The 24,182-nt window shown below is 59.5% G+C and carries 17 protein-coding genes and 6 pseudogenes; 13 read left to right on the top strand and 10 right to left on the bottom strand.

Annotated features, from left to right (window positions below):
* Positions 1–143: 143 nt before the first annotated feature.
* Positions 144–752 (top strand): cysteine hydrolase, encoded by a 609-nt coding sequence (locus tag MTX21_RS20440; protein WP_280966510.1) that lies wholly within the window; start codon positions 144–146, stop codon positions 750–752.
* A gap of 757 nt (positions 753–1,509) precedes the next feature.
* Here MTX21_RS20440 and MTX21_RS20435 read toward each other — a convergent pair.
* The 3 genes and pseudogenes from MTX21_RS20435 to MTX21_RS20425 form a co-directional block, all read right to left on the bottom strand.
* Positions 1,510–1,764 carry a plasmid stabilization protein gene (locus MTX21_RS20435; RefSeq protein ID WP_280966509.1) on the bottom strand — a complete coding sequence of 85 codons (255 nt, stop codon included), beginning with the start codon at positions 1,762–1,764 and terminating at the stop codon, positions 1,510–1,512.
* Positions 1,765–2,466: 702 nt separating this feature from the next.
* Entirely contained in the window at positions 2,467–3,405 is a 939-nt protein-coding gene (locus tag MTX21_RS20430; RefSeq protein WP_280966508.1) for a complex I NDUFA9 subunit family protein, read from the bottom strand.
* 559 nt (positions 3,406–3,964) lie between these two features.
* Positions 3,965–4,060, bottom strand: a pseudogene (locus MTX21_RS20425) (DUF892 family protein); the annotation flags it as partial.
* Positions 4,061–4,431: 371 nt separating this feature from the next.
* Between MTX21_RS20425 and MTX21_RS20420 the strand changes: the two are divergent.
* The 6 genes and pseudogenes from MTX21_RS20420 (at position 4,432) to MTX21_RS20395 (ending at position 8,575) form a co-directional block, all read left to right on the top strand.
* Positions 4,432–5,502 (top strand): ROK family protein, encoded by a 1,071-nt coding sequence (locus MTX21_RS20420; RefSeq protein ID WP_280966507.1) that lies wholly within the window; start codon positions 4,432–4,434, stop codon positions 5,500–5,502.
* A 101-nt stretch (positions 5,503–5,603) separates the two neighbouring features.
* Positions 5,604–5,824: pseudogene (locus MTX21_RS20415) on the top strand (hypothetical protein).
* Between the two features lie 13 nt (positions 5,825–5,837).
* Positions 5,838–6,218, top strand: a pseudogene (locus tag MTX21_RS20410) (hypothetical protein); the annotation flags it as partial.
* 87 nt (positions 6,219–6,305) lie between these two features.
* Positions 6,306–7,091, top strand: a pseudogene (locus tag MTX21_RS20405) (SDR family oxidoreductase).
* 481 nt (positions 7,092–7,572) lie between these two features.
* Positions 7,573–8,016: a hypothetical protein gene (locus MTX21_RS20400; protein ID WP_280966506.1), complete on the top strand. Its 444-nt coding sequence runs from the start codon at positions 7,573–7,575 to the stop codon at positions 8,014–8,016.
* Between the two features lie 397 nt (positions 8,017–8,413).
* A complete protein-coding gene (locus tag MTX21_RS20395) occupies positions 8,414–8,575 on the top strand; it encodes a DUF2934 domain-containing protein (RefSeq protein WP_271581586.1) in 162 nt (53 codons plus the stop codon).
* A 71-nt stretch (positions 8,576–8,646) separates the two neighbouring features.
* On the opposite strand, the gene MTX21_RS20390 is transcribed toward MTX21_RS20395, so the two are convergent.
* The 6 genes and pseudogenes from MTX21_RS20390 to MTX21_RS20345 form a co-directional block, all read right to left on the bottom strand.
* Positions 8,647–8,817 (bottom strand): hypothetical protein, encoded by a 171-nt coding sequence (locus MTX21_RS20390; protein WP_280966505.1) that lies wholly within the window; start codon positions 8,815–8,817, stop codon positions 8,647–8,649.
* Positions 8,818–10,172: 1,355 nt separating this feature from the next.
* Positions 10,173–10,412 (bottom strand): annotated as a pseudogene (locus MTX21_RS20380) (DNA ligase); the annotation flags it as partial.
* Between the two features lie 45 nt (positions 10,413–10,457).
* On the bottom strand, positions 10,458–10,634 hold the full coding sequence (locus MTX21_RS20375) for a hypothetical protein (protein WP_280966504.1): 177 nt from the start codon (positions 10,632–10,634) through the stop codon (positions 10,458–10,460).
* A gap of 2,298 nt (positions 10,635–12,932) precedes the next feature.
* The gene (locus tag MTX21_RS20355; RefSeq protein ID WP_280966502.1) at positions 12,933–13,595 is read right to left on the bottom strand and encodes an SOS response-associated peptidase; all 663 of its coding nucleotides are present in this window, start codon (positions 13,593–13,595) and stop codon (positions 12,933–12,935) included.
* 64 nt (positions 13,596–13,659) lie between these two features.
* Positions 13,660–14,010 (bottom strand): hypothetical protein, encoded by a 351-nt coding sequence (locus MTX21_RS20350; RefSeq protein ID WP_280966501.1) that lies wholly within the window; start codon positions 14,008–14,010, stop codon positions 13,660–13,662.
* 61 nt (positions 14,011–14,071) lie between these two features.
* Positions 14,072–14,474: pseudogene (locus MTX21_RS20345) on the bottom strand (hypothetical protein).
* Positions 14,475–15,304: 830 nt separating this feature from the next.
* Between MTX21_RS20345 and MTX21_RS20340 the strand changes: the two are divergent.
* Both MTX21_RS20340 and MTX21_RS20335 read left to right on the top strand, forming a co-directional pair.
* Positions 15,305–16,540, top strand: coding sequence for a YeeE/YedE family protein (locus MTX21_RS20340; RefSeq protein ID WP_280971115.1), 1,236 nt, complete (start codon positions 15,305–15,307; stop codon positions 16,538–16,540).
* Positions 16,541–17,019: 479 nt separating this feature from the next.
* Positions 17,020–18,162, top strand: coding sequence for an MBL fold metallo-hydrolase (locus MTX21_RS20335; RefSeq protein ID WP_280966500.1), 1,143 nt, complete (start codon positions 17,020–17,022; stop codon positions 18,160–18,162).
* Between the two features lie 276 nt (positions 18,163–18,438).
* Here MTX21_RS20335 and MTX21_RS20330 read toward each other — a convergent pair whose 3' ends face one another.
* Entirely contained in the window at positions 18,439–19,218 is a 780-nt protein-coding gene (locus MTX21_RS20330; RefSeq protein ID WP_280971114.1) for an MBL fold metallo-hydrolase, read from the bottom strand.
* Positions 19,219–19,763: 545 nt separating this feature from the next.
* On the opposite strand from MTX21_RS20330, the gene MTX21_RS20325 reads away from it, so the two are divergent.
* The 4 genes from MTX21_RS20325 to MTX21_RS20310 all read left to right on the top strand — a co-directional run bounded on the left by MTX21_RS20325 (position 19,764) and on the right by MTX21_RS20310 (position 24,116).
* The gene (locus MTX21_RS20325) at positions 19,764–20,687 is read left to right on the top strand and encodes a formylglycine-generating enzyme family protein (protein WP_280966499.1); all 924 of its coding nucleotides are present in this window, start codon (positions 19,764–19,766) and stop codon (positions 20,685–20,687) included.
* Positions 20,684–22,462 (top strand): arylsulfatase, encoded by a 1,779-nt coding sequence (locus tag MTX21_RS20320; RefSeq protein ID WP_280966498.1) that lies wholly within the window; start codon positions 20,684–20,686, stop codon positions 22,460–22,462. Before MTX21_RS20325 ends, MTX21_RS20320 begins: the two co-directional genes overlap by 4 nt.
* Positions 22,463–22,752: 290 nt before the next feature.
* Positions 22,753–23,187: a response regulator gene (locus tag MTX21_RS20315; RefSeq protein WP_341511982.1), complete on the top strand. Its 435-nt coding sequence runs from the start codon at positions 22,753–22,755 to the stop codon at positions 23,185–23,187.
* A 245-nt stretch (positions 23,188–23,432) separates the two neighbouring features.
* The gene (locus MTX21_RS20310) at positions 23,433–24,116 is read left to right on the top strand and encodes a helix-turn-helix domain-containing protein (RefSeq protein ID WP_280966497.1); all 684 of its coding nucleotides are present in this window, start codon (positions 23,433–23,435) and stop codon (positions 24,114–24,116) included.
* Positions 24,117–24,182: the final 66 nt, after the last annotated feature.

Here is a 24,182-nt window from a genome sequence, read left to right as displayed (position 1 = left end):
CGTGCATGGCGGCGGCCACGATCGGGCTATTTCGCATCCGGCAATGTCGGTGCGCTGCCTTTGTTCCAACGTCGCTTCGGAACGGAACCTGATCCTCACGATTTCATTGGAATCCGGGGTGCGGACATGAATGGCGGAGGATGATGAGGGACAGCGAGTCGGAAATACCCGACATCCGGGATGCCGTTCACCTCTGCGTTGACATGCAGAACATTTTCGCTCCCGGCGGCCTCTGGGAAACGCCGTGGATGGAGCGGGTTTTACCTGCGATCACGGATATAGCTTCGCGCTACAAGGTACGAACCGTTTTCTCGCGCTTCATCACGCCCGAGGCGCCGGAGGATCGCGTTGGACAATGGCAAATCTACTTCCGGCGCTGGAGGGAAGCGACGCGCGACCGGATTGCGCCGTTCGGCCTCGAACTCGTGCCGGCTCTGGCCCGGTTCGCCCCTCCCGCGCTCGTGATCGACAAGCCTGCCTATTCGGCGTTCAGCAACCCCGCTTTGGCAGATCTACTTGTCGGAAAGGGGATCGGCACGGTCGTGATCACCGGCGCCGAGACGGACGTCTGTGTCTTGTCGACGGTCCTCAGCGCCGTCGATCACGGCTTCAGGGTTGTGATCGTGGAGGACGCCTTGTGCAGTTCCTCCGATGTTGGCCACGATGCGCTCATGACGATGTATCGCACCCGCTTCCATGGCCAGGTGGATCTGGTAACCGCCGAGGAGCTCGAGAAGTTTTGGCGCGAATAGCGATCCCTTCGCGTTGCAGCATACGAACCCTTTGCAGAGGCGAGACGACCGCAAGCAGTGCCGCTCGGCTGGCGAGGAACCGCCATATGGGCGCGCAAAGTTGATTCGTAGAACACTTTGGGACAGCATGCCGGAACCGGACATCGTGTGCCGGTCAAGCTGCCGCGCGTGGAATTCGAAAGCCGCTACCGGCGCAAGTTCATCGATCCTGCCTTCGCGCCGCTAATTTAACGGACGAACTCGATGCGATCATCGGCGCCGCCTGGGATGCCTACAGTCATTCGCGCAAAGCGCCGCTGACTCGGAAGGCCGGACCCGGCTTCGCCGATCCGAATTACGAGATCGCCATCGACTGGCTCGATGCACGAGCCCTTGATCGGCGGCGTAGAGTCCTCCCATCTGAAGAAGGAATGCGCGATGGGATTGAGACGCAGGGCGAGTCAAGCAGACGGATTCCCTTGAAGATCGACTCGCGCAGTTCGCGCGAGCATACGGGACCCCGCCAAAAAGGAGCCTCCGAGGCGGAAGCGAAGTGAACTGCTGTAGCGAGCCTACAACGCCGATCACGCCGCCGACCTAAGTCGGCAGCTTCACGAACGGCATTAAGAACGAGCCGCTGCAGGGCAGGTACCTGACACACGGAGCCTTCCCATGCCAAGCATCGTCACAATTCTCGCGATCAACCGACGGTTTCCGAACAGTCTCGCTCAATCCGTGCGCGGCGGCTCCTCGAAGACCACATTGGCATCGAGCAGAATCATTCGAAGCGCATTTGCCTGGCGGGACGCGCGCCGCGACCATGTTCAAGTGCCTCGACATCGGCATTGGTGAGGTCAATCTTCCGGCTCATCTCCGAAATGGCGATGCCGAGCCGCAGCCGGCCCTCAGGGCGCACGGCGGCCTCCAGAATGGCGCGCATTTCCGCTTCGGCGCTGCGATTGTGCTGGGCCGCACGGACTTTCAGGGCGCGATGCGCCTCCTCAGAGAGGTTGCGGATGGTCACAGCGGCCATGATGGCGTGCTCCAGAGATTAACTGCGATGATATCAAAATAGAATGTTTGATAGTATTTTCCCGGCCTCCGAACCAAGGCCGCGAGAAACCCAAGCATTCTAGCGTGGTTGGCCCAGACGGCTCCATAGTCCTCCAGCTACAGATAATGCGAATTTCTCTCATCACCCCACACCGTAATCCGGATAGCCCATATTTCCGATCAAGCGTTGGCAAATCTCAGCAACCACGCGCGCTTCATCGTCGCGACCTCTATCGACCCCGGTGTTCGGCAACAAATGGATTATCGTCTTCGCGACGCAATCTATAGCCTGCCGTGCCGCGTGCGCCATGCAGGGGAAAACCGCTGTCTTGGGCGGACAGCCGATCCTTGAAGCACAGGTTAACATAGTCGAACATATCGGTGCGTGACCGGAAGTTCGCCGTGACTCAAAAAAATATTGTCGGGGAATTGGGCTTCAATGGCTCGGCGGACTACCAGATAGGTCGCGAGGTCCGCGCCGGGGAACCGATAGATCGCCTGCGTGACGGGACTTCTTGGGGCGGTTGTCCTCGCGGTGATTCATCTTTCTTGCGCCTTAAGTCACGGTTGGGGTTGTCCCGCTTGTGAAGAAGCCATCAGCGAATCTCCCATCCATACTCCTGGCTACCTCGCACCAAGCGAAGAGGAATTGCAGGAGCAGGATTCACCTGACCGCCTCCATTCAAGAGCCGTTTCGCTCGACGCTGTCCCGCAACATGGTCGATATAATTTGTTCGACTGATTGCGGCGGGATTCCGAGCTCGGAAAATCCTGGCATTCCGATCGACGCTACGCTGTCGATCTGCATCAACTCCACCTGATTCCGTGTGATGGGTGGCCTTGCAAATAGCTCCGAAACCCATCCTGCTACATGCCAAGCAGCAAATGGCACTGGAATGAGTATTGGCCTGCGGCCGGCCGCGTGCGCGACTGATCTGAGTAGCTCTTCGTATGTGTAGATGCGAGGACCAGCGCATTCGTACGTGACGCCCGTTTCGGTTCTCAGAAGCGCTCGTGTCACCGCTTCGGCCACATCGTCAACATAGGCCGGCTGCAATCTCGTCGATCCGCGACCGAACATTGGATATATCGGATATCGGCGGAGCAGTTTGAGGATGGTGGTGAGAAACGCGTCATTCGCGCCGAACATCACCGCCGGCCGAACCAGCGTGGCCTCAGAAAATGCTGCGCGGACCCCCAGTTCGCCTTCGCCGCGCTTGCGAATATAGAGGGACGGCGAAGTGGCGTCGGAGCCGATTCCGGAAACGTGGATGAGCCGCTTGACGCCAGCTCGATGTGCTTGGGCGGCCAATCGCCGGGCGGATTCCACATGCACGGAGTGAAACGTCTCCGGCCCATGTTCAACATAGAGACTGACCGCATTGATGGCGCCGTATACGTCATCAATCGCACCGGCTATCGAACCCTCGTCGTGTAGATCCACCTGCACAGATTGGAGGCGCGGGTCGTCATAGCCAAAAAGCTGCCCGCCTCGTTCAGGATTTCTTGATGCAATCCGAACAGAAAACTCAGGCGCCTGGAGAAGGCATCGAACAATGCGGCGGCCGAGAAACCCCGTTCCACCGAACACCGTAACAAGGCGATTACTTGCGGCCGCCATGGCGACTCGTGATATCTGAGACCGTCTCAAGCAAGACCACGCCGGCGGAAAACGCCAGGCTCGGCGGTCGTCTGTCCGAGCGACGGGAACGCCTATCTGTCTGCGTATCCAGATCCAACGCGTGCTCCTTCAAATTAGTTCGCTAAGCGGCGTACTGGCGATGGCTTTTACAGGAGCGCGATGCGCAAGTCGCGGAACTGGACCGCTGAGCCCTCATGATGATTTTGCGGTCCGATATGACCGCGCGGCGCGCAAGGAGGCATTTGCCTGTGCGCGGTGATCTCAAATTCATTCCACTCGCCGACCGGACTCGAGAGGCGCCGAACGGCCGGAGCTAGCCGATAGATCGCTCCTGTCAGATGAAGTGCACTGCCGAGAACGTGATAATCCGGATCAAGTCAGCCCGACATTCCATTGGTCGCCGATGGGTTCAACGGAGAAAGTAGGTCTGTTCTTGGCCCATCGCGACCTTCGCTGCGGTTGCACAGAGCCGGTCGGTATCGGATCGAAGCGGATATTGAACGAAGATTTAGGAGTACGCGCGCTAGCTAGGTCGCGGGTTGGTTGCCTTTTCAATCATATCGGGCAGCGATTTGATGATCTGCTGCTCCGCGTAGTAGACGTCCTGAAGATCATGGATCAGCGGGTCTTCCATCGATTCTATATCCTTAGAGTCCCATTCAACGTCTCCCGTCGCAATGATGGCAATGGAACCGCCGCCGACCGGACGCCTGTCCCAACAGTGCACTCGGAGGACCGACATGGATGGATCGGAACGCTTCGCTAATCTGTTGGGATGGGCGGCGATGGACGTCGGGGGCGATATGCTGCGCGGCTCCAGGAAGCGCTATTTGAGACCGCGGTAAAGGGGCGAGACGCGGGGCGCGAGGAGCTCGCCGCCTGCTGCACTACCATCACCCACGGCCATGCACCTCGGCACCTCGGCAAAGCCGGACTGAGGAACCGGCGTCGCGAACGCGTGTTGACGCAAGCCGCCCGCTGCCTGCAGCTTGTTCAAGGTTCAAGATGGCTGACGAGACGATCACGACCACCGGCATCGCTGCTCACGGCGCTTCCCGCCTCCCGTCAGTGGATGTCGACAGCTTCAACATTGAACTGAAGGATGAGGAAGGATTTCTTGGGGACCGTGCCAGCAAGGGCGCCTTCCGGGACACTCTCGAAAAGTGGCGGAAGCCGTTGCGTAGATCCGGCGAAGACCCATTCGGCAAGGAGCTTTCCGAAGAAATCAGCAAGAAGGAACTCGACGCCATCCTGATCGGCGAAGATACCGACGCTTGGGCAGTTGTGCAGAGCGCTATCGAGGACTTCGCACAGGAGCTCGCCCACGTGACGCGCCGCTTCCTCAAGACCAAGGCCTGGGAGAAGACCGAGCGCATCGTGGTGGGCGGCGGCCTTAGCAATAGCCGGCTCGGCGAACTCGCCATCGCGCGCGCCGAAATCATCCTGAAGGCCGAGAATTTCAAGATCGAGATGCTGCCGATCCATCAGCATCCGGACGACGCAGGGCTGATTGGCGCGCTGCATCTCGCTCCTTCCTGGATCTTCGAAGCTCATGATTCCATCCTTGCCGTCGACATCGGCGGCACGAATATCCGCTGTGGCGTCGTGGAAACGCGTCGCAAGAAGGCGCCAGATCTCTCCAAGGCGTGCGTGTGGAAATCCGAGCTGTGGCGTCATGCCGACGACGAATCGAGCCGAGAGGAAGCGGTTAAGCGTCTCGTCAAAATGCTCAAGGACCTGACCACGAAGGCGGAGAACGAAGGATTCAAGCTCGCGCCGTTCATCGGCATCGCGTGTCCTGGCGTCATCGAGAGCGACGGCTCGATCGCGAAGGGTGCGCAGAACCTGCCCGGCAACTGGGAGAGCATTAAATTTAATCTGCCGGCAACTCTGGTCGAAGCCATTCCTCAGATCGGGGAACACGACACGACTATCGTCATGCATAACGACGGCGTGGTGCAGGGCCTGTCCGAGGTCCCGTTCATGAAGGACGTGAAACGTTGGGGCGTGCTGACAATCGGCACGGGCCTCGGCAACGCCCGCTTCACCAACCGCAACGGTAAGGGCGAACGCTGAGCCTAACGTAGGCAGACATAGCAAGAATATCGGAGAGTGGAGGTACGTCGCGCCTCGCCGCCTGTTTGCTTCAATCATTGCGGAGTATAGGAGGAGCGTCTATGCCTACGCAGGTCGTTTTGGACCATAGCGGGGACACGCGGCGCGAATTTGACGCGGCAGATCTGAAAGCATTGGCCAAGGCGGAGCAGCGCTTCAAGAACTTGACCGGCAAGAGATTCACTGCGGCGACGCGGACGGGCCTGGCGAAGTTGCCGTAGTGCGGGCATTCGACCCGACAGCCCAAGAGACGCTATTCTACCCGCGCCTCGTCGGCGGCTAGGTGAGCGCTTGCCATGCTTCTGTTCGGAGCTCGACGTCGGGCGGGTTCGCGGCTGCAAACGCTCCGCGAGCTCTATGCCAGCATCATCTTAGAAAACTCGCCAGAGGCCCGCGGCCGCCACCTGCTGCGCGCGTGGCTGTCACCGGCCCAACTCGCGCAGTTCGATGAACATCGGTACTTCGATGTGGTCGGTTGCGATACTGCCAAGCGGTACCGCATCAACGATGGGACGGCTCCGAACGTCCACGAGCTCGACAAGGCGGGAACGCCGAGGGTGGGTTGGTGCTTTGCGCCTTCAGCGCGCCTGGTATCCGGCGACGTGATGCTCGCGCAGAAGATTGCTCTGGAAACCAACGAGAATGCCGTGCTCGCGGTGGCCAACGAGTTTCCGCCGCGGCTGCCGTTTAACCGACGATCGTACGATTATCCGCGCCCGCCTTATCCCAGCCAACAGCAACGGATGCCCGGCTCGACGTCGGCGATGAAGCCATGTCCAGACCATGGCGAGGAAAGCTACAAGGGATCGGGCCGTCTTGCAGGCAAAAAGGCCGTCATTACCGGAGGAGACAGCGGCATCGGACGAGCGGTGGCAATTGCATATGCCCGCGAGGGGCCGACGTGCTCATTTCTTGTCTCGACGAACATCAAGATGCCGAGGAGGTGAAGGCTCTCGTCGAGCAGGAAGGCCGCAAAGCTGTCCTGTTTCCCGGAGACCTGCGAAAGCCAGATTACTGCCGCGCCATCATTCAACGTGCCATCGATGAGCTCGGCGGGATCGATATCCTCGTCAACAATGCGGCCCATCAGGCCACGTTCAAGGATATCGCGGATATCAGTGATGACGAATGGTAGAGCACGTTCGAGGTCAACATCCATGCGATGTTCTATCTCGCCAAGGCGGCCGTCGCGCATATGAAGTCGGGATCCGCCATCATCAACACCGCTTCCGTGAATGCCGACACGCCAAACCCCATCCTACTGGCCTATGCGACTACCAAGGGTGCGATCCAGAACTTCACGGGCGGTCTTGCCCAGATGCTTGCCGAAAAGGGCATACGCGTCAACGCCGTCGCACCGGGCCCGATCTGGACGCCGCTGATCCCGTCAACCATGCCATTGGACACGGTAAAGAACTTCGGCAAGCAGGTGCCGATGAAACGAGCCGGGCAGCCGGCTGAGCTCGCAACCGCCTATGCTGGCCGATCCACTGTCGAGCTATACGTCGGGTGCAACGCTTGCTGTAACAGGTGGGAAACCTTTCATCTGATCGCGAGAGCGACGAGACGGAAGTTTGGTGTGACGTAGCGCCCGCCGCGCACACCATTGCTGATGGCTGCGATTCTCGTCTTGCTTGTTTATTCTTCTCGGGTTTGCCGGTCGCGGGCAACGAACCCAGTCATTGATACCAGCACCCCCTCACGGAAATCCGCTCTAGCTTCCCGGTGTTTATACCGACTCGCTACCAAATCCTACCCGGCATCGGCATCGTCTCCGATCATTTGCTGGCTAACGCCAGAACATGCAAGCAGCAGGATCACCGTAAGAGGAATACCCAGCAGCCACAATAAAGTGCCTCTGGCAAGTGTCATGGCCCGTTCCTCCTGTTGTTGTTTCTCGCAAAACCAAGTCCCTATGCCTACCCGGACTTCCCGCAACAGGAACGGACGAATTTAACCGCGCGTTGGAACCGGAACACAAGCTACTGGAGGAGTTCGCCATGGCTACACGCACCGTTCCCAATGTGTTTTTTGGCTGACATGGTCAGCCGTTTTAGCCGGCATGTTCACTTCGTTGGTTGTCCAGATCCTGCTGACCATGCTGGGTTCGGCATCGGTTTGCTCGCGATCGACATGCCCACTGCTTCATCGGCCCCCGCCGGTGCAGGCTGGGCCGCATTCGTGTGGTGGGCGGTCTCAGGGATCATCGCCGCATTTCTGGGTGGCGCCGTAGCGGCAGCCAATTCGCCGGATCAGACAGGACTCGGTCGGGCCGGGCATGCGATGGCCGCCTGGGCGGTCGCAACCGTCGTGGTGGTCGGTGCGGCGGCGATGTTGCCGGCTTCGGCGACCAGCATCGCCAGCAACCTCGTCGGCCCGTCATATTCCGCCAGCACGCGCGTCGCGTATTGGTCGAATACCACGGAGTGGGAAATCGTCGGCGACGACGAGAGCTGCAACGCCCGCTCAGATTGATGCAGCCCGGAAGCACTTCGCATATGCGATGTTTGCAAGCTTCTGCGCTCTTCTTCTGGGCGCTGGAGCGGCCTACGCCGGCGGAATGGCGACCACGACCCAGGCTGTAGAGGAAGCGACACGACCTATGACATGACTCTACATGGCCGAGGTTTGCTGCAGCGCTACGTGCACTGTTGATAACGTGAGCGGGTCGCAAGGGTCCGCCATGGGGGGCTGTGGTTTGGCGTCGGCGAAACGCCCAACCGATGTATCTCGAGTCTTTCCGTCCTACTTCGCGTACGAAACGTAGTACCAGTCATCAATCCCATCTGAGAGCCGACCGCAGCCACTGGAACCAATGAAGTGCATCCGGCATTTGGCCTGCACCAACAGGGAGGCCAGAAGGCAAGAGCATATGGCTGAACCGAACGAGGATGAGATACGAACCTACGCCCATCAGCTCTGGGAAAAGGCCGGGCGGCCTGAAGGCCGCGACAAGGAATTTTGGGAATTGGCCCAACAAGAGTTGCGGAATCAAAACAAATCTTCGCCGGTGCGCACCCCCGATAACCTCTAGATAATCTGCGCATCTGCTGGGTTTGTGAAAGCCATCCGCAAGTAGTTTGGACCCAAGACCCAATGAGCGTCTTAGCGACGCGAACGCCTCTTCGTTGCGCGCCGATTGTAGGGTGCACGGTTGATGGGCTTCAGGGAAATCCCTTCGCGCTGCGCCTTGCTGCGGATAGCCGCGACGGGACGTTGAAGTTTGACGCTCATGACTCCGGTCGGCGTGTTGCCTTTCGCGAGCTGCTTGAGCATTTTCACATCTGCGCTCGACCATGGGTCACGCGTACGATGCTTGTATGAGGGATTTGCCCTGCGCGGGCCCTTCTTGCCGATCGGCGAGCCGGGTCGCTTCCATGATGCTCTTGCCATTTAATTCCTCCTGTAAGTCGTTCTTGAACGAAGGAATCCGCAATTCGGTTCCGTTGAACAGGAACGGCAGGATCGGCGGGAAGTTCTTCGTTCAAGGGTCAACGGAGGTGTCAGTGCGCGTCCGAAGAGCATCGATATGTCTTGTGCTGTCCAGTGGACTGGCGATTGCACAACCTGCCAAGCCGGCGGACGACCTTGGCGCGCCGAGCGGGCGTTCGGCGCCCGAAGACAAAGGTCAGTTGCAGCCGCAGGGTTGGACAGGGCCTATCGACACCGGTTCAGGTGGTGCGCCTCCCGAAAGTCCCCAAGGGCAAAGCCCCCCACGGATGCAGCCGGCGCCGGAAGGATCGACAAAGACCACCGTCGAGCCTCCCAAGTAGCGGCTGCGACCTAATGTCCATTCCGGGTCAAAAGGTTCGGCGCGTCGCAAACATACTGCATTTCGCCCGTCCTGCGATCGCCGCAATTCTAGGGCGGCGGGCCTGCAAAGCCAATATGAGGCTCGCTCGCGTGCATAGCGCTGCACGATCAGAGGGGGGTAAGAGTTCTTGATTGGACGTTGAAGTTCTAGTGACCCCAAACAATACTAGATCGACCGGAATAAATCCTGTTCAAGGAGCGTCCCGATGCCTGACGTAAGAGAAAAGCAACGCGAAGCCCGCCGGAAGATCATTCGTCAATGGGCGAAGCTTCCGAAGCATAAACGACAGTCTATGGAGGGGATTTCTGAATTCGCCAGGACCGCCGCTCACCAGAACGAGAACGCATTCGTCCGCAGTCGTCGCGATCCGTAATCCGATCGAGGGTTGGTCGCGCGATACGACCTCCGACATCGCAGACGAGCTTGGGCAGCGCGTCGGCGAGCAGCGGCTGGACATTTCACCGGCACTGCAAGCGTTCATCGAAGCCAATGCGACGCGGCCCTTCGCGGTGCAGCTCGTCTTGCCGCTACCCGTAATGGTCTAAGTGATGAAATTCTGCGCCCGATGCGATAACAGTCGGTGGGTTTGCGAGGCACACCCGGACCGGCTCTTCCGGGGGAGCCAAACCCGCTCCTGTCCCTGCGGCGCACCTGGTGAGCCGTGCCCGGTCTGCAATCGGAGCTGGGCAATCCGGATGACGGGCCGGAGATGCCAAAGGGTGTCGAGGTCAAGATGAAGCGCAAGCTTTGATCGGAGTTTCGGGCTCGCAAAAATCTGGCAAATGCCTATCTGCCACCTTTGGCTTTGCCTTAGAAGTCACAGCTCACGCGCCATCGCGGGATGGCTCCGGTCCTTCACCTTGATCCAGTGCTCCTGCCGACCACCACGGTACGGCCGATCGCGATGTTTGGAAAGCAGACCCTCAAGGCCCATCCGGCAGGCGGCCCGGAATAGATCGGGACCAATCTCGCCGCGTTCAAATGGCGCCACGGTGATCCCGTCCGGCCGGCGTGCGAGTAGCAGCTCCAGGTTGGTTTTACGCATGTAGAGAGGCAGGGAGCGGCGCTTGAGCCGACAGCGGCGTAGCCCATTGCAAAGAGCCTACGCGGCCACGTCGAATGTTGCGATTAACGCCCGCATGTCCAACGCCAGATCCCGGTAGCGCTTGGCCAGCCGCTGGTATAGCTCCCGCTCACTTCCACCTGATCGATTGGCGATCAATTCGCATTCGGCTGCGAGGCTTTCAAAACGCTCCAGCTTGGCTTGGAAAGCAGACATTGGACCCCCGAACTCATTACTAAAGGGGCGGGGAGCCTAATTGACTAAATGGGCGGGGAGCCAAGTTGCACGTTTAGGTCAATACTAGCATTGTTATCAGCCATAACTAGTCTGTCGCGAGATGAGCTCCCCAAGCGGGGCGCGCCCATAACGCAGCGCTGGCGATCCGAATTCCGGAGGAACAAACGTGGCGATGCCAGGTTTTCCCGACGACCTTCCACAAAAGGCCGACACATATCACAGCCCCAGCTTCTTCCAGTTGCCCAGGAGCTGGGGACTAACTCCACAATAGGAACGTTCATTCGATCCCAGCGTTCAAGCGCAAGTCTTGGGTCTCCTCTAAGACGTGGTTGCAATGAGGTTCCCCGCTTGAGACCGGTGACCTTTCGCTTTAGGAACGGTCTTTCGGGTGAGTTGGCGTTCGGTCTTGCAAGTGCTTAATGGGTGCCTTGCCGGACTGTCACAAGAGGCCCCAGCTTCCCCCGGCTGGGGCCTTTTCATTGGAAGCCCCAAATCATCAATTGCTCCGCGCAGCAGCATCAATACAAGTGTGCTCAACCGAACAGAACGCTGCGTTCAAAGTCTTAGCATTGTTTCCGATAACTAATTTCCGTCATGACCCGCACCAGTCGCGTTTTGCCCAAGTTGCCCGATCTGTTGATCGCCAAGACTGAACTCATAAATGGAAGTCGGATAGTGGTCGTAGACGCCGCCGGCCCCAGGCTATCCGGTAAGCGAGGCATTATTGTCGGGCGCGGTGCGACTGCCAGCCAGTTCAGGGTCTTACTCGACGGCTCTAAGTACCCTATCACATTGCATTCTCGGTTCTTCGATATGCTCGAAGCTCCGGGGCCTTAAACGGCAGGGAGAAAACGCTGGTCTGTGCAAAAGTAAACATGACCGTCGTAGTGCCTTGATCTGGACATTGGCCCGCTTGGCGCGCCCATTACCGCCAAGCGACCTCCAATGACCCCCGGCAATAGGGTTATGCTGAGGCCGTTTCTCTCGGCTTTGATCAGTCGCACGTATGTTCCGCTTTAATGCAGCTCGAGCCAGCCGCGTTCGACGGCATGCTTGATGCCGGCGCCGAACTCCTCACCACTTGCCTTGAGCGTGTAGAGACAAGGAGCATTGATTTTCTCGATGTCGATGCGTCTTGAGCCGGCTCGATACCGGCAGTCAGCTCGATCAACTTGCGGGCCGCGGCTTCCGGGTTAGCGAAGGGATGTTCGGTCGTGAGTTTCATCGGTAACCCATAGCTGGCACTGTCGGCGTGTTCCAATCGAAGTCCGGCCGGACTTCGGCCCTCGTCTACCGCAAGCCTGACAGATGAACCGCGACTCAAGGTCCGATAGTCGCACGTCGTCGGACCATCGATTGGCGCTCAAGGCAACGCTATGGCCGCATCGATAGTCGGCGCAATAGACGAGGATGCCGCGCACGCCCATGCTGCGCATCTGGCCGAAGGTGATCTTGACCGGGCGGCCGTTGGCGTTGGCGGCCGTATGACGTCGGACAGAGCGAGGCATCCTCTATCAAAGCGGCAATACGATCATCTCGCAAATTGTCGATCTGTGGTAGCTCCGAGCCGCACTGAACCACTGCGTCTTGTGGGTGCGCAAAAGCCACGACGAACATCTATCTGATCTTCTATACCGCTGCCGGATTGATTGGTGCAGCCAGTGACATTGCCACGGGACGCCAGAACAATTTGGATTGGGCCGTGTGGGGGTCCCAACAGGGGGCGGCATCGCTGGCCGTATAGCAACACTTCATGGCCGACGGTAGCCTCGCGGGCGCCTGAGCGTTCGCACGCGCCGTAGATCGCCTCGCGTGACTTAGTGCACTGAAACATGAGCCGCACTCAGCGGGGTAGCGCGGCCATCCTTTTACTGAGTCAGATGTCTCAGGAAAGCCTCACACGCATTCTCAGCTTCGACGAAGGTATCGAACGGAGATCCAGCAATTTTGATCGCCGGCTTGTTCAGGTGGATGGGCCGCCATGAGGCAATGAAGCCAGGCTGCCCGTGGAGCCCGGGACCAGTGCGACTTTCATTTCTAATCACAAACGAAAACCCGCTGCTGCTCGCCATCCAGATTTCAAGCTCCCGCGGAGTATCCAAGCGAGTAAAGTGCAGGGCCATATCACCCTCCACACTCTTGCTCGTCAGAAAGTGCCACGCGTGCAGGCCGGACGCATTACCTGCGTCAATTCCGGACGGCCAATTAATCGCTGGGCACGGCACGTCGATTGACGTTTTCGGCTGTCTCAGTCGAAATAGGACGCTGCCGATCTCGTCAGGCAGCAGCTTTATCTTCCTTGTCGGCGCCTCGTGCGACGATCTTGAGTGCATCGTCCGGCAGCGGGCGCTGCAGGGCTTTCGCTTCGTCCCATGGCGCACGCATCCAGACGTCACGCTCTTCGTCGGTCATCAGGATCACCGGCATGGCTTTCGGATGGATAGGTTCGACTACCGCGTTCGGCGACGTCGTCAGAAAGCCGTAAACCAGATGCGGCCCTGGGATCGGCTTGGACTTGGTGCCGCGGTCGCCTTCGAACTCGGTCCAGATGCCGGCAAAGGCGCAGAGCGGCCGATGGTTGTTCAGCGCGAACCAGACCACGTCCTTCCTCTTCGTCTCGGGGTTCGGCTCGGGCGCGAACTCGGCGAAGCTGTTGAAGGGCACCAGGCAACGGTTCTCCGGCTTCAGCCATCCCCGCCAATGAGGCGAGGAAGTGTTTCGGGTGTTGGTAACCGGCGGGCCGCTGGTCTTTGGCGGCGGTGGCATACCCCAACGCATCGGCACCATCTCGCGCTCGTCGCCGGCATTTCGGATCACCGGTGCGGGATAGTCCGGGAAGACTCCCGGCATCGGCGGCAGGTTGCCGATATAGCGATTGATGACGCGAAAGAGGGCGCGGATCGCCTCCTGGTTCGTCGTAACTGAATAGAGGTTGCACATTAGGCGCGGAGACTACCGAGAATAGCCGCAAACGCCAAGACCGAGCCCGACTTGCAGAATGGTCTTACTTCTTGAGAATGCCAATATCGGTATTGCCCAAGTTCTTCATGGCGCGTTCAGCGGCGGGCGTATCCACCGCGTTGTCATGCGAGGTTGGAGCCTGGGTAACCGAGGAAGCATCCACGTCGCCGCCGGTCGCTGCGTGGCCGAGCGCGTTGCCTCCGTTCGGACTGGAGGAGCCCGCAGTGCCGCTTATGGTGTGCCCGGTCGATAGGGTGCCGTCCTCATAACCTGTGGATCCGGTCGCTGAAGTTCCGCTCGCCGCCGAGCCGCTACTCGATCCACCCGCAGTCTGGGCCAAGGCGAGCGAAGAGCCGCCAATGAGTAAGATCAAGATAACAGCTATGTGGTTCATAGGGCGGTTCTCGAAATGAATAACCGCTCAATGAGTTGCACGTCCGATAGTTCCGCATGGGCTACCGCTCCCTCGGCCACCACGTTGATGGCGGATCGCTCGCCGGACTCTTGGTTCGCCGTAGGGCGACGAGATGGGATCGCTTTGTACGGATAGCCGCGCACCTGCGAGCAGTCCTTTCAGCGCATATAGCGCTCCAGCTCATGGATTGGCGTCGCTTTCGGTCGGCGCACGATGTCGAGCGCGACGGTTTGATTGGTGTCGCAGCAGAGGCCGTAACCGGCATTGAGTGCATCGCCGAGCGTCGGCGAGGGCTGGGCTGGTCTCTTGAAGGCCAGCACACGCTTGTTCCAGGCTTCACAGCCGAGCCGATCGACCTGTTTGCGCGCGTCTGCCGCGCACTCGGCTGACGCGCGCACGGACGCGCAGTAAATCCCCTCGCTTGGTGCCCATAGTTCAAACATGTGTCGCGCCAAGGTCCAAGACAAGCCGCTAAACCTTGTAGTTTGGTGGAGCCGAGCAACCAGTGCTTCGTCAAGCTAGGCTCTTTGCGGATGCGCATCACGCTGGGTAAACCCGGCCGCTTGCGCGGCGGACCACATGGTGTTGGTCAATTATGCGTCGGTGGTGACGAGTCGTAGTTTCCCGGACTGCTTCGTTGTTTGGCTATTAAGCTGTACTGGCTACAGGATGGGGGATGCGCCAAGGTGTTGACCCGCGAACCGAAGCCGAGGAGGCGATGCGCCAAGCCGCAGCCGCGACCAGCGCGGTCGATCGTTTGAAGTGGTTGCGTGTTGCTCTGGCGTGGCAGGACCTTGCTCGGACAGAAGCCCAGCGCGTGGGGCAACAGCGAGCGTCGGCGGCATGAAACGACCGCCGAAGAACCATCCATCCGCCGACCCGCAGGCTTGGCAGCGCCTGCAAGTATCCCAGTTCCCCTCCGCGAGTACAAAGAGCAAGGCGCCACCCTGGGGCTGACCGGCTGGGGCCTTCCTGTTGAGGCAGGGCAATTTTGAAGTGGTCCGACTTGATGGTTTGATCGCTTAGCTCGGCAAAGCCGGCATTGCGCGAGCAGAAGGAAGCGGAACTGATCTCAGGGGCTTGTCTCGTATTATCCTATCAAGACGCCCATCCATCGCTCGCCATTTTACATTTGGCGGCCGGCAAAGAACGCACGTTTCGTGCGCAGCCACTTCGAGGGAAGAAGGTGCTTTTCTCGTCGTGCCCGATTGCGGCCAGCAGGACGATTTCTACATTTCCAGTCGCAACCCTTTCATCCCATCTCGGAATTCTGATGACCGACCTTTCTGTCGACGCAAGGCTGCTTGCACCCCATCACTCACAAACGTTAGAGCCGAATTCTGCCAACAGGATCGTGGTGATGGTCGGGCTGGCGGCTCTGGCGTCGGGCGCTATTGCTCTTGCAGAGGCGTACTCTTGGCGTCTGGGGGCACTGTTTGTGTTGGGTGGGTTCCTCGGACTTGTTCTCTATCACGCGCTGTTCGGATTTACCTCGGCGTGGCGTGTCTTCATCGCCGATGGACGGGGCGCGGGACTGCGCGCCCAGATGCTTATGCTCGCCGTCGCAGTCGTGCTGTTCTTTCCAGCGCTCGCGCACGGATCGCTCTTCGGACAGAGTGTCCATGGCGAATATGGTGCTCTCGGGGTATCGGTGCTCGTCGGGGCTTTCCTATTCGGTATAGGAATGCAGCTCGGCGGCGGTTGCGCATCCGGAACGCTTTACTCGGCGGGCGGCGGCAACACGCGGATGTTCGTCACGCTTTTCTTCTTTATCATTGGCTCCGCCGTCGGCGCGATGCACTTGCCCTGGTGGTCGGAGCAGCCAAACATCGGCTCCATTTCGCTCATCGAGACGCTTGGCTGGGGACCGGCGCTCGCGATCAGCCTGGCGGCTTTTGGCGGGATCTGGACCGCTACCATGGTGATCGAAAAGCGCCGGCACGGCACGCTGCTGGTCGGCGGTGTCCCAAAGCGTCGTGGTTGGCGACGCGCCCTACACGGTCCATGGCCACTCGTCGCAGGTGCTGTTGCGCTGGCGTTGGGCAACTTCGCGACTCTCTATCTCGCTGGAAGGCCTTGGGGAGTCACTTCCGCATTTGCGCTATGGGGCTCCAAAATATTCGAGCTGGCGGGAGCCGACGTCGCCTCGTGGGGTTATTGGCAGAACCCAGCCCGATCGGCGGCGCTGCATCAGAGCATATTCCGCGATGTGACGTCGGTGATGGACTTCGGGATTGTCTTGGGCGCGCTCACGGCGGCGGGCATCGCCGGCAAGTTCGCGCCCACTTGGCGTATCCCGGCTCGTTCACTCCTGGCCGCTGTTATCGGTGGTCTACTGCTCGGCTATGGCGCGCGCCTCGCGTACGGCTGCAATATCGGCGCTTACTTCAGCGGCATCGCCTCCGGAAGCCTACACGGCTGGCTGTGGTTAGCCGCAGCATTTGTCGGTAGCATTTTCGGGACACGATTGCGTCCGCTGTTCGGGTTGGCTGTTGAACGAAGTGGATAGGCAGCGAGAGCAATCCATTGAGGCGCCGGACGATCACCGTCTGTATCGGCGCAATTAACCGGCGTTTTGGCAACCCGCGCGTCTGCTGCGCCCAGTCGTGCCTTGAAGACACCGCACCGGCGCTCGCTGATCAGGCAAAAATCCGCGTGACGCGGGTCTGAGGAGTTCGGAGGCGACGCTCGCGAACCAATCCGAACTCGTCCAGCGGCGCGGCCCGGGACGGACCTCCTTGAGTTAACCGCTGTTGTCCGCCTGCCGGGTAAAGCAGACTTGTTGTGCTCATTGCTAGTTATTCCGAGTCTGACCCGGACCGGCCAATGTGACTCGCCACGCTATCCCGCGCGGGATAGGATGCGTCTAATCCTCGGTGTGCGGGCTGCCAGACGCTGGTGTGTTCGGCACCCCAACGCCTCCGCCCTGGAGTGCTTTTCCGCGTGATGCCTTGCGGCAGCAAAGGTCACGTAAAGGGAGGATTGATCATGTTAATTTGTCAGTGCAACGCAATTCATCGACGCGATGTGGTATGCGGCGGCGGTGCTGCCTTATTCGGCGTCGTCGTGGCGACGCTGATCGGCAGCGGAAAGCCGGTACGCGCAGAATCGGTCGCCGGCAAAGTTCCGGAGATCGATCGTGTGGCAGTGCGCGTGGTCGTCGACAGCTACCAATTTGCTGTCGCGCCGAGCCGGAAGGTTTCCGATGTTGAGATTGAACACTTCGGCTGGGGCATCGGCGGTGGCAAGCCGCCGGGTAAAACGTTGATCAGTGAGTTCGGCCTGTCGATGCACGTCGAGTCGCGGCGCGGCGCCGAAACACGACGTGTCTTGGTCGATTTCGGCTTCACATCGGACGCGCTGGTCAACAACGCCAATCTCGTAGGCATCGATCCAGCCGCGCTTGATGCCCTTGTCTTGAGCCACGGTCACTACGATCATTTTGGCGGTCTCGCCGGCTTCCTGAAACAAAACAACGGCAAACTCAAAGCCAAGCTACCGATTTACATCGGCGGCGAGGAGGCATTCTGCTCCCGCGAATGGACGGCTCCGCCGGTGCGCGGCGACTTCGGAGCCTTGGATCGCAAAGAACTGGAGGACGCCAATGTTGCGGTGACCTATGCGGAAGGACCGGCACTGGTCGCCGATCACGGCTTCACCACAGGACACATCGGCCAGACGAGTTTTGAGAAGCTGCTGTCCCCTAGTGCCATGAAGATCGGCTTGGACCACGGCATTGGATGCTATGCCGACAAGCTTCCGGAGGACGAACGGACGAAGGATGTCATCCCGGACCAGTTCCGGCACGAGATCGCCACGGCGTTCAATCTAAGAGGCCGCGGGTTAATCGTATTGACCTCTTGCAGCCATCGCGGGGTAATCAACGCGATCAAACAAGCCCAAGCAGCTTCGGGCATCAACAAGATTCATGCGGTGATCGGCGGCTTCCACCTCGCGCCCTACAAGGAGGACTATGTGCGCGACACGATCACAACGCTGAAGGGTATCGACATCAACTACGTCATTCCACTGCACTGCACTGGTGAGCCGTTCTACGAGATGGCGAAGACCGAGATGCCGAACAAGCTCCTGCGCTCCTACACAGGCACGCGCTTCATCTTCGCTGCTTAGCAAGAAGGACACACGCAAACTCGCGCTCACGGCCGCGAACGGGGTGCAATTGCTGGCTGTAGCAGACGCTAGAGGGTCTAAATCGCATAGCCATGCCGAACGAGTAGTGCGGCGCCGACGGCGCTAACCGTCGTGCTAATAATGTCCGGATTTGGCCTGTCAGCGAAGTGGCGATGCCCCTACTTGAAGTCAGCTTGGTGGGGCATAGCCGACTAGATTTGCTCACGCTGAGTTCTTCGCATTTTGACCTGAAGGCGACATGCTGCCTTCACCGCGTTACACCACTATCAGGTCCTTGCCGACAATGATCTCGCCCTTGAAGTACTTCGCCACTGGGGCACGCCAGGTCTCATCGTCGATGCTGTCGCTGGCCGGCGTAAGGTGCGATAGCACGAGTGTTTTGACACCTGCGTCCTGGGCAATGCGGCCGACATCTTCAGAGGGTGTGTGGTCCGCCTTCATATGCGCCATGAATGCGTCGAACGTCACCGGCCAACCCTGAGCAATCCGTGCCCTTATGGCTGTCTCGACGGCTGGCACGTACATAGTTTCGTGAACCAGTACGTCGGCGCCTTTCGCCATTTTCGCCACGGCTTCGAGTGGTGCTGTATCGCCGGAAAATGCAATCGAGCGGTCCGTGAAGTCGAAGCGATAGCCCAGCGCTGGCTTCACTGGCGGGTGCTCCACAAGGATGGCCGACACCTTGACGTTGTCATCCTGGGTTACCGGACCAGCGGCGGAGACCTCCTGGACGTTGACTGACGTCAGCGGCTTTATCCGAAAATCCTCAGCCCAAAAATCGACGGTTTGCTTATAGGCGCGCATGAAATCCTCGGTCATTTGCTTCAGTGGTGAGGGACCAAAAGCGCGCACGTCGAGCGGCAATCCCTGTATCCAGCCGACGATCAGCAGCGGACCGTATTCAATGTTATGATCGGGGTGATGGTGCGTGATGAAGATCGATTTCAGCGCGTGAAAGGGAATCCCAGTACGGGCAAACTGGTTGGTAACACCCATCCCGCAATCGAGCACATAGGCCGTGCCGTTGCTCAGCATCACGTGTGAAGTCATTTCTCGCGAGCGGCCCGGCACTGGACCAGCGGCGGTGCCGAGTAGCACCAGCTTAGTGCCCTTTGCATCCTTCAGGGCGGCTTGCGCTTGTTTCGGGGCAATTGTTTGACGTCCGCTCTTGGCACAGCAGTCATTTCTCGTGCGTGCACAACTAGGTCGCTTTCAGGTCAAAACGGACATTGGATGGCGGGCAGGACTGGCTGGCTCAGTCGAGAATGACCCACCCCGGAAGTCGACAGCGACACCCATCAGAGGCCAGACTTTAGGATTGCCAGGAGTGCTCGGACCTCCTGCCCTCACGCAACCTGCCGGATTGGCATAGACGCGCGCCCGCAACTCTAGGTAAGCTTCGGAATGAAAGCCTCGCCGCGGGTCACACCCTCGGCGAGCGGCTGCATGCGCTGCGCAATGATTGAGGAATGCGTGATGATGACCACTCGTCGCTCGGTCTTGGTGACGGTTCGATGAATAGGGGTAAGATAGCGACGACGCGACCCGGGGCAGCGGGCCTGGAGCCGGTCCTTTCGAACATGATCTGGATTGCCGGCGGCACATTCCGCATGGGCTCGGATCAGCATTATCCAGAAGAAGCGCCTGTTCACCGCGTCAGCGTCGACGGCTTCTGGATTGATCGCACGCCAGTGACCAATCGCGAGTTCCGCAAGTTCGTCAATGCCACCGCTTACGTCACCTTCGCCGAGATTGCGCCCGACCCGAACGATTACCCGGGCGCGCTGTCCCATATGCTCAAGGCCGGCTCACTGGTGTTCACGCCACCCAAGCATGCGGTAGACACGCGCGACTGGGCCCAGTGGTGGAGTTTCAAATTCGGCGCCAATTGGCGTCGTCCGTACGGTCCGCGCAGCTCTATCAGCGGGCTTGACGATCATCCGGTCGTCCACGTCGCCTATCGCGACGCGCAGGCCTACGCGACGTGGGCCGGCAAGGAATTGCCAACGGAAGCGGAATGGGAATTTGCTGCCCGCGGCGGACTGGAGCAGGCCGAGTTCGCGTGGGGCGACGAGCTTGCCCCGGGCGGACGGGCGTTGGCGAACACCTGGCAAGGCATGTTCCCGCACGAAAATCTTGCCCTCGATGGCTATGAGCGCACCTCGCCAGTGACGGCATTTCCGCCCAATGGCTATGGCGTCCACGACATGATCGGCAATGTCTGGGAATGGACCACCGATTGGTGGTCGACCGGGCACGAAGCCGACGCTTCGAAGGCGTGCTGCATCCCGGAAAATCCGCGCGGCGGGCCAGAGACGGCGAGCTACGACCCTCACCAACCGAAAATCAGGATCCCGCGCAAGGTGCTCAAAGGCGGCTCGCACTTGTGCGCGCCGAATTATTGCCGCCGCTACCGCCCGGCTGCACGCCATGCCGAGCCGGTTGATACGTCAACGAGCCACGTCGGCTTCCGATGTGTCGTGAGAAAAGGAAGAGAAACATGACGATAAAGAAAAAGGACCGAGGCGAGCCGACCACCCTCAATCGGCGCAGCATTTTGCTCGGCAGCACCACATTGGCGGCGGCATCCGCCCTCGCCGCAAGTTCGCCGGTCAGGATGGCGCAGGCGCAAGCGCAGCAACCCGCACCTTCTGGGCGCAAGCCAAACATCCTTGTGATCTGGGGCGACGACATCGGCATCGCCAACATCAGCGCATACTCCAATGGCCTGATGGGCTACGAGACTCCAAATATCGACCGCATCGCTCGCGAGGGCATCAAGTTCCAGCACTACTACGGCGAGCAGTCATGCACGGCGGGGCGCTCGGCGTTCCTTACCGGCCAGCACATCATTCGAACCGGACTCAGCAAGGTAGGCTTCCCCGGCGCACCGATGGGCATGAGTCAACTGGATCCCTCCATTGGCGGTCTGCTCAAGAACCTCGGCTATGCCACGGGTCAGTTCGGCAAGAACCACGTCGGTGATCGCAACCCGTCGCTGCCGACCGTGAACGGCTTCGATGAGTTCTTTGGCAACCTCTACCACCTCAACGCCGAGGAAGAGCCGGAACTGCCCGACTACCCGAAAGACCCCGCCTATCGCGCCAAGTTCGGCCCGCGCGGTGTGTTAAGGTGCAAGGCGACTGAGGTAGACGACCCAACGGTCGATCCGCGTTTCGGCAAGATCGGCAAGCAGACCATCGAGGACACCGGCGCACTCACCAAGAAGCGAATGGAGACAATCGACGACGAGACCTCGGCCGCGGCCATCGATTTCATGAAGCGGCAGCAGACGGCGGGCAAGCCGTTCTTCGTCTGGTTCAACTCCACTCGCATGCATCTGCGCACGCACGTGCGCGCCGAACATCGCGGCCGTTACAAGCACGGCGACAGCGAATACATCGACGGCATGCAGGAGCATGACGATACGGTGGGCAGCTTGCTCAAGGCGCTCGATGACATGGGCGTCGCAGGCAACACCATCGTCGTCTACTCGAGCGACAACGGGCCGCACATGAACACCTGGCCGGACGGTGCCATGACCTGGTTCCGCAGCGAGAAGAACACCAACTGGGAGGGCGCCTTCCGCGTGCCGTGTCTAGTGCGATGGCCGGGCGTAATCCGGCCCGGCACCGTCACAAACGAGCTGATGAGTCACAACGACTGGATTCCCACGCTGTGTTCAATCGCCGGCGAGCCGGACATCGTCAACAAGCTCAAGGCGGGCTACACGGCCAATGGCGTGAACTACAAGGTCCACCTCGACGGCTACGATCAATCCGCATTCTTACGGAACGTGAGCGGCGGCGCGGCGAACAATAACGGGACGAAAAGCGCCCGCAACAAGTTCTTCTACTCCGACGACGACGGCTTGCTTGTGGCCATGCGGCTGGACGATCTAAAGTACGTTTTCTCCGAGCAGCGCATGCAAGGCACAATGGGTCTGTGGGCCGAGCCCTTCACAACGCTCCGATTGCAAAAAATCTTCAACCTGATGCAGGACCCGTTTGAGCGTGCGGACATCACGTCCAACACCTTCTGGGATTGGCAGCTTAATCACGTCGGCGGTGCTTACGGGATGATGGACGAAGTCTTCCAGTTCGTGACGACGTTTAAGGACTTCCCGCCTCGCTCGTTCCCGCCGAGCTTCAACCCGGCGAACGTCATGGAGGGTATGATGGACGACCTCAAGACGAGGAAGATGCTGAAGGAGGGCTTGGACCCCGAACAGGTTCGCGGCGCCTTGAACAGGATCCTCAACCAGGGTCGTACCCAGTAACAATCGCCGAGGTCCCAAGTGCGCCGGCCCGCACCTCTTCGCGAGCCGGCGCACTTTCTCAACAACGTCCGGAATTGGCCCGACTCGGACCTCCCACAACGTCCGCTCTCGCGCCGCTGTCAGGGGTATAACAGACATCAAGCGCGCACTGCCCCACGTCGCTTGGCCCGCTCCGATCCAGCTCGACAAAGCGCAACGTGCGTTGTCACGTAGCAGCGATGAAACGTTTAAAGCGCATCAACAGATAAGCGAACGAGGCGAGCCGGTTCCCGCGCGGCTGGCGATCGGCCATGGCTGGCGCGGCTGGCAAGTCGAATGGGTTTGGTGAAGTCGTGGAATTGCCAACCGTGCTGGTCGCGGAAGACGAAAGCCTAATACAGGAAACGATCGAGGACGCTCTCAAGGAGGGTGGCTTTGCAACAGCGGTTGTCTCAAGCGCCGAGGAAGGGCTGACGCTGCTCGACGGAGGTGGCGACTACAAAGCGCTCGTTACCGACATCGATTTGCACGGCCGCATGACTGGTTGGGAGCTTGCGAAGCGAGCGAGGCAGATGCTTCCCGCGCTTGCCGTCGTTTGCATGATGGGCGCTGCTGCCCACGAATGGAGATCACAAGGGTGCCAGAAAGCGTTCTGCTCAAGAAGCCATTCGCCCCAACGCAAGCCGTCACCGCTGTCTCAACACTGCTCAACAAGCCGACAATTCCTTGAATGCCCGGTGAATTGATCCAGTCGGTATGTGAGCGGCGGTGTCCGCTCGGCGAGCAGCCGCGCGGCTGAGCCGGCAGGCCGTCGCTCGTATTGAGAAGCGAAGCTGCATGGCCAAAGCCTGTTGCCCGCATTGTCCCTCAGTACAATGTCCTTACGGACAGCTGGTGCTTACGGTGCCTCTTTACATCCTGTCCGTGTAGAAACTGAATTTGTCACTCCGCGCACGATTGTTCGACCGTTCAATTGTTGAAGGGTTGGCTCATGTTTCTGCGCATCACGAAGGGGCAGGCGTCCCAGCCTAATTCACTCCAGGACATCGGCATGACCAGCGATACCAATCCGCTCGTCAGCCTAATCGAATTTACGTACAAGGAACACAATGAGATTTACGGAGAGAAACAACCTGCCGAATACGTTTATCAGGTCAAGAAAGGTGCCGTGCAAACTTACAAAATTCTGGCGGATGGCCGCCGTCAGATTGGTGCCTTTCACCTCGTCGGCGACTTTTTTGGTCTGGAAAATGGCAGCACGCACCGCTTCACGGCGGAAGCGGTCGTCGAAACCACGGTTCGGCTGATCAAGCGCCAAAGCCTCGAAACCGTGGCCGAGAACGATGCAGTCGTGACCCGCAACCTGCTCAGCATGACCACGAAAAGCCTCCAGCACGCTGAAAATCACATGCTTCTTCTGGGCCGAAAAGATGCAATCGAGAGGGTTGCTGCGTTTCTGCTCGAAATGGATGATCGGCTTGCCGGCGCTGGCAACATGACACTCCCCATGTCACGGCGAGACATTGCCGACTACCTCGGTCTGACGCTCGAAACGGTATCTCGCGCATTGGCGCGATTGCGTCGGGCTGGAGCGCTCGACTTCGTTGGCAACACGCAACGGGAGGTCCGGCTGCTCGACCGGAAGCAACTGCTTGCCTTTGACCTGCAAAGTTAGCTCGGTTGAGGTCTGCGCGAGTCAGGCGAGCGACGTAGCTCCTCCAGAAGTCCTGAACCGCGTCGG

The sequence above is a fragment of the Bradyrhizobium sp. ISRA430 genome, from assembly GCF_029909975.1.
GTDB lineage: Bacteria > Pseudomonadota > Alphaproteobacteria > Rhizobiales > Xanthobacteraceae > Bradyrhizobium.
This window is presented reverse-complemented; position numbering and strand designations above follow the sequence as displayed.

Excerpts from the sequence above, each read along its gene's own strand:
- MTX21_RS20440 (WP_280966510.1), top strand. The coding sequence starts at position 144 with ATGAGGGACAGCGAGTCGGAAATACCCGACATCCGGGATGCCGTTCAC.
- MTX21_RS20435 (WP_280966509.1), bottom strand. The coding sequence starts at position 1,764 with ATGGCCGCTGTGACCATCCGCAACCTCTCTGAGGAGGCGCATCGCGCC.
- MTX21_RS20430 (WP_280966508.1), bottom strand. The coding sequence starts at position 3,405 with ATGGCGGCCGCAAGTAATCGCCTTGTTACGGTGTTCGGTGGAACGGGG.
- MTX21_RS20420 (WP_280966507.1), top strand. The coding sequence starts at position 4,432 with ATGGCTGACGAGACGATCACGACCACCGGCATCGCTGCTCACGGCGCT.
- MTX21_RS20395 (WP_271581586.1), top strand. The coding sequence starts at position 8,414 with ATGGCTGAACCGAACGAGGATGAGATACGAACCTACGCCCATCAGCTC.
- MTX21_RS20390 (WP_280966505.1), bottom strand. The coding sequence starts at position 8,817 with ATGCTCAAGCAGCTCGCGAAAGGCAACACGCCGACCGGAGTCATGAGC.
- MTX21_RS20375 (WP_280966504.1), bottom strand. The coding sequence starts at position 10,634 with ATGTCTGCTTTCCAAGCCAAGCTGGAGCGTTTTGAAAGCCTCGCAGCC.
- MTX21_RS20355 (WP_280966502.1), bottom strand. The coding sequence starts at position 13,595 with ATGTGCAACCTCTATTCAGTTACGACGAACCAGGAGGCGATCCGCGCC.
- MTX21_RS20350 (WP_280966501.1), bottom strand. The coding sequence starts at position 14,010 with ATGAACCACATAGCTGTTATCTTGATCTTACTCATTGGCGGCTCTTCG.
- MTX21_RS20340 (WP_280971115.1), top strand. The coding sequence starts at position 15,305 with ATGACCGACCTTTCTGTCGACGCAAGGCTGCTTGCACCCCATCACTCA.
- MTX21_RS20335 (WP_280966500.1), top strand. The coding sequence starts at position 17,020 with ATGTTAATTTGTCAGTGCAACGCAATTCATCGACGCGATGTGGTATGC.
- MTX21_RS20330 (WP_280971114.1), bottom strand. The coding sequence starts at position 19,218 with ATGCTGAGCAACGGCACGGCCTATGTGCTCGATTGCGGGATGGGTGTT.
- MTX21_RS20325 (WP_280966499.1), top strand. The coding sequence starts at position 19,764 with ATGATCTGGATTGCCGGCGGCACATTCCGCATGGGCTCGGATCAGCAT.
- MTX21_RS20320 (WP_280966498.1), top strand. The coding sequence starts at position 20,684 with ATGACGATAAAGAAAAAGGACCGAGGCGAGCCGACCACCCTCAATCGG.
- MTX21_RS20315 (WP_341511982.1), top strand. The coding sequence starts at position 22,753 with ATGGCTGGCGCGGCTGGCAAGTCGAATGGGTTTGGTGAAGTCGTGGAA.
- MTX21_RS20310 (WP_280966497.1), top strand. The coding sequence starts at position 23,433 with ATGTTTCTGCGCATCACGAAGGGGCAGGCGTCCCAGCCTAATTCACTC.